Below are 11342 nucleotides of genomic sequence, written 5' to 3'. Positions count from 1 at the left end.
ATTCCGGAAAGTCCAGTCCCAAATTTATTTTTCAAAGATCAACTGGAAATTTTGAAGGCGGCCGCCAGTCCCCTAGGGGACTGGAAGTAAACTCAAAACTGCCTTCAAGAAATACTATATGAGGAGGAGTCACACATGAAGAAGTTAGCAACAGGATTATTGTCTGGAATGCTTGTATTAGGTTTGTTGGCAGGATGCGGCCAGAAAGGCGCCGCGCCGGCGCCGGGCGGAGATGCGGCGCAAGAGCCGTCCCAAACGTCCGGATCGCTTAAAATTGCGGTCGTGCCGAAATTGATCGGCATCCCGTACTTTAACGCTTCCGAGCAAGGAGCGAAACAAGCCGGAGAGGATCTCGGCGTAGAAGTCATCTACACAGGCCCGACCCAAGCGGACGCGGCGGCGCAGGTGAAAGTGATCGAAGATTTGATCTCGAAAAAAGTCGACGTTATCGCCGTGGCGCCGAACGATCCGGCCGCATTGACGCCGGTATTGAAGAAAGCGAAAGCGCAAGGCATTAAAGTGATGGACTGGGATACGAAAGCGGATCAATCCGTCGTCGATTTGTCGGTTCAACAAGTAGACGATGAAGTATACGGACGCCATATGGCCGACCTGCTCGTTCAAGCGATGGGCAAAGAAGAAGGCAATGTTGCGATTGTGACGGGCGGATTGTCCGCGCAGAACTTGAACACATGGATCGATTGGTCGCTCAAGCAAATTCAAGAAAAATATCCGAACCTGAAAATTATCGGCGAAAAAATCGGTACGGACGAAAAACAGCAAGTTGCATATCAAAAAACGCTTGACCTGTTGAAAGCAAATCCGGATCTGGACGGCATTCTCGCTTATTCCACCGTTGCTCCGCTCGGCGCGGCGCAAGCGATTCAGGAGAAAGGGCTGCAAGATAAAGTATCGCTGATCGGCGTCGCCTTGCCTACCGATTCCAAGCCGTTCCTGGAAGACGGCTCGCTTGATACGGCAACGCTCTGGAATCCGGTCAACCTCGGTTACTTGACCGTTGCCGCTGCGAAAGAATTGGCGGAAGGCAAGACGATTGAGAACGGACAAGACATTCCGAACATCGGCAAAGTCGAAGTGAAAGAAGACGGCAAAACGGTTATTCTTGGACCTCCGTCCGACTTTACGAAAGAAAACGCGGGCGACTACAATTTCTAATTGTGACGCGATCGTCTAGATAGAAAAGGGGTGCGAAAGATGCCGCTGCAAAACTTTGAACTGAAAAACGAGAAGATTCGCTCCGCTTTTCTCGAATGGAAGCGGAAGGCTCCGGAACGTTTCGAGCGGCGGCTCAATTTCTCTTGGAGCAACTGGGGCTTCGGCATGGAGCCGCTCGCGGAATCCGCCGCCCGGTTGAATCAATACGGAGTAACCTATATTGAGCTGCACGGCAATCATTACGGTCCCGACCTCGGCTATAAAGTGAAAGAAACGAAGGAAATATTGGAACGTTACCGGATCCAGGTCGCCGGCGTATGCGGCATGTTCTCCGCCGCCAACGATCTGGCAAGCAACAGCGCCGCCGCCCGCCAGGCGGCGGTGGATTACATCAAGCGCGAGCTCGAATTTACCGCCGCCGTAGGCGGGAAATATTTGCTCGTCGTTCCCGGCGCTGTAGGACGGCCGAAAGCGTACGACGATATGGAGTTCGCCCGCAGCGTCGAAACGCTCCGGCTTGTCGCCGACGAATTTACGAAGTACGGCATCCAGGCGGCGATCGAGCCGGTACGTTCGGCGGAAGTCAGTTTCGTGCATACGATCGAAGAGGCGAAAGCGTATATCGAAGCGGTCGATCATCCGGGCGTCCGGCATATGAACGCCGACACCTATCATATGCAGGCGGAGGAATCGCATATCGGGGAAGCGCTGCTCGCCGCCGGCGAACAATTGCTCAATCTGCATGTCGCGGACAGCAACCGCCGCGCGCTTGGCGAAGGCTCGATGGACTTCGACACGATCATTATGGCGCTTTACTTGCTCGGCTTCAACCGGGAAGGCCGATTCGTGACGCCGGAGCCGCTCGGCCCGGGCGGAGACCCGTATCCGGCCATGTACGGCAAGCCGGACAAGCAGCTTCTCGACCGGATGGTGCAAACGTCGGTCGACTATTTCCGCGCCAGGGAAGAAGCGGTATTAAGTCAGGCGTAGATGGAGACGGCCCTCGTTTCATACGTCGCAATCGAAGGAGGGATATGATGAAATACAGCATCGGAGTGGATTACGGCACGCAGTCGGGCCGGGCGCTGCTCATCGAGATCGAGACCGGCCGGGAAGTGGCCGCTGCGGTGAAATCGTATACGCATGGCGTAATGGACGAATTTTTGCCGGACGGCGTCACCGCTTTGCCGCCCGATTGGGCGCTGCAGCATCCCGCCGACTACTTGGAAGTGCTGCAAACGACGATTCCCGAGGTGCTGCGCATATCGGGCGTCAGCGCCGAAGACGTCATCGGCGTCGGGATCGATTTTACGTCCTGCACCATTTTGCCGACCAAACGGGACGGTACGCCGCTGTGCATGTTGGAGCCATACCGCGGCAATCCGCACAGCTATGTGAAGCTGTGGAAACATCATGCCGCGCAGGAGGAAGCGAACCGGCTGAACGAGATCGCCGCGGCGCGCGGGGAATCGTTCCTCGCCCGGTACGGCGGCAAAATCTCTTCGGAATGGCTCGTGCCGAAGGTGTGGCAAATCGTCAACGAAGCGCCGGAAATCTACGAGGCCGCCGACCGGATTATGGAAGCGGCGGATTGGATCGTGTATCAATTGACCGGCGAGGAGAAGCGCAACAGCTGCACCGCAGGGTATAAAGGATTATGGCATAAGCGGGAAGGGTATCCTTCGGCCGAATTTTTCAAGGCGCTCGATCCCCGGTTGGAACGTCTCGTAGCGGATAAATTGAGCGAGTCGATCTATCCGCTCGGAACGAAAGCGGGAGAAATTACGGAGCAGGCCGCATGGCTGACCGGGCTCAAGCCGGGAACGGCGGTGGCCGTCGGCAATGTCGACGCCCATGTTTCCTTGCCGGCCGTCGGCATTACGGAACCGGGCCATATGCTGATGATTATGGGAACGTCCACTTGCCACATTCTGCTTGGCGAGGAGGAACGGATCGTGCCCGGCATGTGCGGCGTCGTCCGCGACGGCGCGATGCCCGGCTATGAAGGCTATGAAGCGGGACAGTCTTGCGTCGGTGACCATTTCGAATGGTTTACCGCGCATTGCGTGCCGGCCGAGCTGCAGAAGGAAGCGGAAGACAAAGGCGTCGGGATTCATGAATTGCTGACGGAGAAGGCTTCGCGGCTGCGGGCGGGCGAGAGCGGACTGCTCGCCTTGGATTGGTGGAACGGCAACCGTTCGACGCTTGTCGATGCCGATCTGACCGGAGTACTGATCGGAGCTACGCTGTTAACGAAGCCGGAAGAAATATACCGGGCGCTCATCGAAGCGACGGCCTATGGCACGAAAGTCATTATCGACGCGTTCCGCGAGAACGGCGTGCCGGTGCGCCAATTGTACGCGGCAGGCGGCATCGCCGAGAAGAACAAGCTGATGATGCAAATTTATGCGGACGTGACCAATATGGAAATCCGCATCGCCGCATCGCCGCAAACGCCGGCTTACGGCGCGGCTATGTTCGGGGCGGTGGCGGCCGGAGAAGCTCGCGGCGGTTTCGCGTCGATATCGGACGCGGCGCGGGCGATCGGCAAAGTGAAGGAAGAGTATTACAAGCCGATTCCGGAAAACGTGCGCGTGTACGAGCGGTTGTACGCTGAGTACAAGACGCTGTACGATTATTTCGGACGCGGCGATAACGATGTGATGAAACGGTTGAAAGGCATCAAGCGCGAAGTCATCGGGTAAGCAGCGGAACATAGGCCATTCTTGGCCTATGTTCTGTTCGTTTATGGCTTCGCACATCGTATCGCAAGTTGTACGGAATACAACATTTTAAGGGGGGACAAGCCCTCGCAGGCCACGATGTTGCACTTTGTACATCATAATCGCAAGTGCTGAGGCAAAATAGCCCGTTTCACCCCCAAAATGTTGTACAAACTGCAGCATAGGCATCGTTTTCCTAGCGAGGAAAGCGAAATGTTGTACATTGTACATCATAGCCGCCCCAGCGTGAAAGAATAGCCGGCAATGAAGGATCATTCGTGCAGAAGCCCGCAATTGTGCATCTTTTCACTCGTTTTGATCGGTTGCTTCAGCAAAGCCTGCGAAAAGAGGCAATTTCATCATACCGCAAGCGGCTGACGGCCTGTCGGGCGGGACGGGCTAACGAAACGTATACACGCTAATCGCCTGTAAATCGTCTTGTTGCTCGTGTAACGAATCTAAAACACGCTGATGAGGGGAAAAAGGCGATAAACCGCCGATTTCCAATGAATAACGCTTTGTACATTCGTTAGAATGACGCCGTCTTCATTTTAACGCCCAATAAGGATTGTCAGTTTCGTCAGCGCCAAGCTAAGAAGCGTAGATCCGCGCGGATCGCCTTCGCACGGTCGGTTGCCGGCCCATCACGTATGATAACATCCGACAAACTCGAATCCGCAGCCTTCTTCGATGCAACGCCAGTCCTTTACCAACTCCACGCTGTTTCTTTGGATGCGCTCGAACGCGGAGCCGATCTCAAGATGCCGCCCTTTCTTTCAAGTCTCTTCAATGCGGATCCCCATATTTTTTGCCGTTCCGGCGATCGTTTTCATGGCGCTTTCGATATCGACCGTGTTCAAGTCCGGGAGCTTGATCTCGGCGATTTTGCGCAGCTCGTCCCGGGTAATGCTGCCAACCGTTTCGCTGCCCGGTTTCGCCGCTCCTCTCGCAACGCCCGCGTATTTTTTCAACAAAAAAGCGGCAGGCGGCGTTTTCAACTTGATATCGAAGCTTCGATCCTCATATACGGTAATTTCCGCCGGAATGACGAATCCGGTTTGGCTTTTGGTCATTTCATTGTATTGGTTGCAAAAACCTAGAAGATTGATCCCCGCGGGCGCTAGATCCTTGCCGACTTTTGCGGGATTCGCTTTGCCCGCCTCCAAATCCAGCTTGACGATTCTTTTTACTGCTTTCATACACTTTCACCCTTTTTTCATGATTGATCGGCGCCTACGGGAAATTATAGGGCATCACGTTGCGTGAGAGTCAATACCGATACATTTGCTGATTTTAGGCAAAAAAGTAGTTTACATTTCTACTCGTCTAGATTATAATAATTATAAAGTAAGTTTGATTGACGCAAAATAATTGAATAGTGTAAAAACGAGAATCATTCTCGATCAGCATGCTGCTCCCGATTAGTGGAGCAGCATGCGCCGTTTTAAGGGTATTAACAATGGTTCTCATTCTCAAGACGAAGGAGTGTGACTGCAATGATTTCATCATTCAATACGACAGATAGTTACGTTAAAGATAACCCGTCTCCGCAAGAGAACGCCGCTTCCGGCAAGCGGAAGGACGCGCCTTGGCTGCAGAGATACGGGGAAGCGGCCGCCGCGCTTGCGAGCGGAATATTGATCGCGGCCGCCTGGAGCATAGAGCAATTCTCCCATCCTTGGGCCGTAGCGCTTTATTTGCTCGCGTTTGTCGTCGGCGGGTATGTCAAAACGAAGGAAGGGCTTCAAACGCTGTTCCAGGAGCGGGATTTGGACGTCAATCTGCTCATGGTGTTCGCGGCGATCGGCGCGGCGTCGATCGGATATTGGACCGAGGGAGCCGTACTCATCTTTATTTTTTCGTTGAGCGGCGCCTTGGAAAGCTACACGATGGCGCGCAGCCACCGGGATATTGCCGCCTTGATGGATTTGAAGCCGGAGACGGCGGTGCTATACCGCGACGGGGAAGAAACGACTGTCGCGATCGAGCAATTGGAAGTCGGCGATATCGTTCTGGTCAAACCGGGCGAGCGCATCCCGGCGGACGGCACGGTGACGGAAGGAGCTTCCGCGGTCAATCAAGCTTCGATTACCGGCGAATCGATCCCGGTGGATAAAAGCTCGGGCGATGAAGTATTCGCGGGAACGTTGAACGGGCCGGGGGCGTTATTCGTTCAAGTAAGCCAAACAAGCGAATCGACATTGTTTGCGAAAATTATTCGCCTTGTGCAGGAAGCGCAGAGCGAAATGCCGGCGTCGCAGCGGTTTATCGAACGGTTCGAACGGATTTACGCCCGCTCGATCGTGCTGGTGACACTGCTGCTGATCCTCGTTCCCCCATTCTTGCTCCAATGGTCCTGGAACGATACGTTTTACAAAGCGATGGTATTTCTCGTCGTCGCCTCTCCATGCGCATTAGTCGCGTCGATTATGCCCGCGATGCTGTCCGCCATTTCCAACGGCGCGAGAAAAGGGCTGTTGTTCAAAGGCGGGGCGCATCTCGAACATTTGGCGCAGACGAAAGTCATTGCGTTCGATAAGACCGGTACGCTGACAAGCGGCCGTCCGCAAGTGACGGACTTGATCGCTTGCCAAGGGTACGGAGAAAAGGAAATGCTGCGGCTTGCGGCATCGATCGAAAGCTTGTCCGAGCATCCGCTCGCCAAGGCGATCGTGCAAACGGCGAAGGAACGGGGAATCGAGACGGACCGTCCGACCGAATTGACATCGCTCACCGGGTGGGGAGTGCAGGCCGAATTGCACGGCGAAGTATGGAAGATCGGGAAACCGACGTTAATGGAAGAAAGCATGATGACCCAGGACATTAAGACGGCAGTTCACCGGTTGGAGGAGCAGGGCAAGACGGTCGTGCTGATGGCGAATACGCGCGGAATCGCGGGCGTGATCGCGCTCCAGGACAGCATTCGTCCGCAAGCCAAGGCGGCGATCGCCGAATTGCGGAAGAAAGGGATCAAAGTCGCCATGTTGACCGGCGATCAGCAAAGAACCGCCCGGGCGATTGCCGACGAAGCGGGTATCGATCTCGTCTACGCCGAGCTGCTGCCGGAGGATAAAGTGAACCGCGTGAAGGAATTGAAGCAAACGTACGGCAATGTAGCCATGGTCGGCGACGGCGTAAACGACGCCCCGGCGCTCGCGACGGCTACCGTCGGCATCGCTATGGGCGCGGCCGGCAGCGATGCGGCGCTGGAAACGGCGGATCTCGTCCTCATGAACGACGATATCGAGAAAATCGCCGCAGCGATCACGTTAGGCCAACGAACGAGAAGAATCGTCAAGCAAAATATCGTATTCGCCATTTCGGTCATCGCCTTGCTCATATGCGCCAACTTCCTCGAAGGCCTTGCCCTGCCGCTGGGCGTCGTCGGCCACGAAGGAAGCACGATTCTCGTCATTCTCAACGGACTTCGATTACTGCGATAATCATATCATTTTACCCATGTTTTGCGCGTAGTTCCGGCTCGTAACGAGCCGGAACTTTTTTTTTGCAAATAACGGTTGAGATTCTCGAATTACTTCTGTATAATGAATGATAATGATTATCATTTTTGATCGTGAGGAGACGTTACCATGAATTTGTTACTTCCAATTGCAACGGCAGTTTTAGTATTGCTGGGGAGCTTCTGTTTATTTATTGCGATGGAGAACGACCGCCGTGCGCGCGAGCGTTGGAATACGGTACCGGTCGCCGGACCGGAAGAGCCAGCGAATCGCTCCCATTGGGATAAAATTCGGGGCTTGTTCATGAACCCGAGAAATTCATAACGTCTATTCAATCGTATTGGTGAGACGCCATACGCCGCTCGGAGCTAGCTCCCGGGCGGTTTTTTATTTGGACTAAGCCGGGGATTTGACTAAATGACATAAAAGATATATCGTTATAGTAATTGATTTGAAGATAGGGGAGCAAGTGATGCATAACGATAGACAACCGTTATATATGAAAATCCAAGAACACTTTAAAGATCTTATTCTGAAAGGCGATTTGCAAGCAAACGATAAAATTCCTTCTGAAAAAGAACTGATGGAACAATTCGACGTTAGCCGGATTACGGTCGCCAACGCTTTGACCGATTTGGCAAAGGAAGGCTGGATTTACCGTATACCGGGCAGAGGCAGTTTCGTAAGCGATGAGATTGACAAAATCATGTCCAGACACAGCATCCGGCAAGAAGCCGGCCCGTTTCTCCAAGCCCCGGCCGCGGCGCTTTATACCGAAGGGTCCGATCTTCATCCGGATCTAACGGCGGCGAGCCATTCGATCCCAAGGGTCCGCAAAAAAATGATCGGATTGATCATGCCTGTTCTGGTAGATTACTTTGCGTTACGATTAATTCACGGTATTAACAGAGTGATAGAAAACAGCGAATACCGTCTGCAGATTGTACAAACTTACAATTCAATCGAGCGGGAAAAGGAAGCGATCATCGATTTGATCGAAAAAGATGCGGCGGGATTGATGATCTTTCCTTGCGATGCGGAAACTTACAATGAAGAAATTTTAGCGCTGAAGCTGAGAGGATATCCATTCGTGCTTATCGACCGGTATTTTCCCGGAGTCGAGACGAACATCGTCCGCAGCGACGGCCTGATCGGCGGCAAGCTCGCCGTGGATTACCTTTGGAGTCTCGGGCATCGGGATATTGCGATCTGCTCGGATTCCCCGCTTCCGACTATTACGGTCGAAGACCGAATCAACGGATATATGGAAGCGTTGAAGCAAAACAAGGCGATGATTAACCCTGCTCTAATCTTGACGGACTTTACCGTGGATTACAAAGTCGATCCCGGCCATCCCCTTTATCGATTTATTAAAAGCCGGATGGCTACCGCATTTATCACGCTAAATGGCAGACTAGGATTGCATATCTTTGCGATTTGCAAACAAATCGGACTCCGAGTCCCGGAGGATGTCTCCATCCTCACCTTCGACGATCCTTCGCCCGAGTTGGACGAGTTCGGGGCTTTCTCGCATATCTCTCAATCGGAAGGCGCGATGGGAGAAGAGGCGGCGAAAATTTTGTTAAACATGCTGGATCGCCAAACCAATGAAAATCTTAGATATAAGAGAATCATTTTACAACCGGAATTGGTGAAACGCAATTCGACCGGCCCGGCAATGAAAAACTAAATACCGATTGTAAAGCGGCAAGCTCATCTTGCCGCTTTACATGTTTCGCTTCAAGTCCCTGGGATTGCCGATCGGCATTTCCAGGGACTTTGTGTTTCAGGAAGGTTTTAGGAGAATTGGGTGAGATGCAATATCTTGACATAATTAGTTATGTTATTTATATTTAATATTACAAATGAAACATTAATAAAAATAAAATCCGCAAAGGAGGGATGAGTATGGCAAAAGCGGTAGGCCAAGTAGGGGATTCTTCGTTGAAGCGCTGCATGATCAGACACCGAGACGCGCTCATTGCGGCAGCCATCCTAATGCCGATGGTACTGTTCTGGCTGCTTGTTTCGGGATTTCCCACTTTATTCGGCTTTTTTCTCGGTTTCTTTGAATGGGTAGGCTTGAATAATTCGCCCAAATTTATTTGGATCGATAACTTCGTGCATTTTTTTCAAAATCCGGTTTATACCGCTGCGTTGTGGAGATCGATTTGGTTGGGTTCGTTGGTAACCGCCGTCACGCTAATCTCAGGTTTCGGCGCTGCGCTGCTTATGAATATGCCATTATTCGGGAAAGGGTTTTACCGGTCCATTTGGTATATTCCCGCGGTGACGTCCACAGTAGCTACAACGCAAGTATTTAATATTTTCTTGGATACCAATAACGGCGTTATTAATAACATCTTGAAATCGCTCGGCAAAGAGCCGATCGTATGGCAGTATTCGGCGGCTTGGGGCATCTTTTGGATCGTCGTATACTCCGTATGGAAAGGAGTGGGAGGTGCTGCTCTTATTTGGCTTGCAGGGTTGCAATCTGTCGATCCCGCGTTGTACGAGGTGGCGGAAATCGACGGCGCGGGCCGCTGGGAGAAGCTGCGGTTTGTTACGCTGCCGGGGCTGAAGCCGATTGCGACTTATATTGTGATCACCAGCCTGATCGGGGCGATTCAAATTTACGAACAGGTACTATTCATTACGAACGGCGGTCCTTATGGGCAAACGGAAGTTCTTGTTTTCCGAATTTACCGCGACGGCTTCTGGGATTTTAATTTGGGCATGGCCGGAGCGTCGTCGTTGATTATGGCGGTCATCGTTATTGTATCAACCGTGTTGTATTATAATTGGTCGACCAAATCCGATAGACGGACGACGATACCGATGAAACCGCTCAAGAGGGGGCGATAAGCGATGAGCGGAACGTTGCGGTTGACAATAAAAAAACAATTCACAGCGGTGCATCTGCTGGGGCATATCCTGCTCCTTGGCTTCGGCTTGGCGCTGATCTATCCGCTTGTCTTTATGATTTTGGCGGGTTTTTTCAGCAAAACGGAATTTACATCCACGATATTAGGGATCTTTCCGATTCCCGAAGCTCCGACGCTAGCCAACTACAAGGCGCTCATCATGGGTTCGAAAGACGCGGCGGTAACGACGTACCTCCGGAATTCAATGATACGAACGGTATATAACACGCTGTGGGCGCTGCTTACTTCCTTTTTGGCCGGTTATGTGTTTGCCCGTTTGAAATTTAAAGGGAAAGATCAGTTGTTTTTGATCTTGCTCGCAACGCAAATGATTCCGGGAACGTTGGCTATCATCCCTACCTATTTGGAATTTGCAAGATTTCCGTTTGCCGGCGGAAATGATATTTTTACCGGCGGAACCGGTATTTTAAATTCGTGGTGGGTTTATTTGATCGGCGGCCCCGCGATTAACATCATGGGCACTTTCCTGGTCAAGCAATCGTTGGAGAAAGTTCCTATCGAACTTGACGAAGCGGCAATTGTGGACGGAGCCGGTACGCTTAGAGTGATTTTTCAAATTTTATTTCCGTTGCAGCTTCCGATTATGGCCTTTATAGCCATTACGACTGCGCTTGGAACCTGGAATGATTTTATTACCCCGTTTTTCTATACCAATAGCGACGATTTGCAAACGCTTCCAGCGGCCATTACGCGGATTTCATCCGTAGGAGCCAGTCCGGGCGCGGTCATTAACTACCCGTTGATTATTACGTTAAGTCTGGGAATTACGCTGCCTGCGTTGCTTATTTTTTTCTTCTTTCAAAAGTACATCGTTCAAGGTTTGGCTAACACGGGCATCAAAGGATGATATAAAAGAATTAAAAAACATATTGAATATGTCATATTGGTATGCTATTGTTTTCATGTATCTTATATTTAATAGGATCTCGGAATAAACCGGGCGATTGAGGCTCAATTTGGGGTGCTTGAGTTAAAATTATCGATGTAAACGTGTTTTTGAAAGCAATTTTCAAAAATGCGTATGCTAAAGAACCCGA

Annotated in this window: 9 protein-coding genes; 8 read left to right on the top strand and 1 reads right to left on the bottom strand. The window is 51.9% G+C overall.

Annotated features, from left to right (window positions below; genetic code table 11):
• Positions 1–135: 135 nt before the first annotated feature.
• From KQI79_RS26495 to araB, 3 genes are read left to right on the top strand one after another with little or no spacing between them, the layout of a single operon-like run.
• Complete coding sequence (locus KQI79_RS26495) at positions 136–1176, top strand: autoinducer 2 ABC transporter substrate-binding protein (protein WP_216541348.1); 1041 nt, start codon at positions 136–138, stop codon at positions 1174–1176.
• Positions 1177–1215: 39 nt separating this feature from the next.
• Positions 1216–2166, top strand: a complete 951-nt coding sequence (locus tag KQI79_RS26490) for a sugar phosphate isomerase/epimerase family protein (protein ID WP_216541347.1) — start codon at positions 1216–1218, stop codon at positions 2164–2166.
• 47 nt (positions 2167–2213) lie between these two features.
• The gene (gene araB / locus KQI79_RS26485; protein WP_216541349.1) at positions 2214–3881 is read left to right on the top strand and encodes a ribulokinase; all 1668 of its coding nucleotides are present in this window, start codon (positions 2214–2216) and stop codon (positions 3879–3881) included.
• Positions 3882–4675: 794 nt separating this feature from the next.
• On the opposite strand, the gene rplK is transcribed toward araB, so the two are convergent.
• Entirely contained in the window at positions 4676–5098 is a 423-nt protein-coding gene (gene rplK / locus KQI79_RS26480) for a 50S ribosomal protein L11 (RefSeq protein ID WP_216541346.1), read from the bottom strand.
• 297 nt (positions 5099–5395) lie between these two features.
• Between rplK and KQI79_RS26475 the strand changes: the two genes are divergently transcribed.
• The 5 genes from KQI79_RS26475 to KQI79_RS26455 all read left to right on the top strand — a co-directional run bounded on the left by KQI79_RS26475 (position 5396) and on the right by KQI79_RS26455 (position 11152).
• Positions 5396–7342 (top strand): heavy metal translocating P-type ATPase, encoded by a 1947-nt coding sequence (locus KQI79_RS26475; RefSeq protein ID WP_216541345.1) that lies wholly within the window; start codon positions 5396–5398, stop codon positions 7340–7342.
• 147 nt (positions 7343–7489) lie between these two features.
• Complete coding sequence (locus KQI79_RS26470; RefSeq protein WP_216541344.1) at positions 7490–7684, top strand: hypothetical protein; 195 nt, start codon at positions 7490–7492, stop codon at positions 7682–7684.
• A gap of 148 nt (positions 7685–7832) precedes the next feature.
• Entirely contained in the window at positions 7833–9050 is a 1218-nt protein-coding gene (locus KQI79_RS26465; RefSeq protein WP_216541343.1) for a GntR family transcriptional regulator, read from the top strand.
• Positions 9051–9268: 218 nt separating this feature from the next.
• Positions 9269–10225: a carbohydrate ABC transporter permease gene (locus tag KQI79_RS26460; RefSeq protein WP_216541342.1), complete on the top strand. Its 957-nt coding sequence runs from the start codon at positions 9269–9271 to the stop codon at positions 10223–10225.
• 3 nt (positions 10226–10228) lie between these two features.
• A complete protein-coding gene (locus tag KQI79_RS26455; protein WP_216541341.1) occupies positions 10229–11152 on the top strand; it encodes a carbohydrate ABC transporter permease in 924 nt (307 codons plus the stop codon).
• Positions 11153–11342 lie beyond the last annotated feature (190 nt).

Source organism: Paenibacillus sp. MSJ-34 (assembly GCF_018918005.1).
Lineage (GTDB): Bacteria > Bacillota > Bacilli > Paenibacillales > Paenibacillaceae > MSJ-34.
The sequence above is the reverse complement of the archived record's forward strand: the minus strand, read 5'-3'. Positions and strand labels throughout refer to the sequence as shown.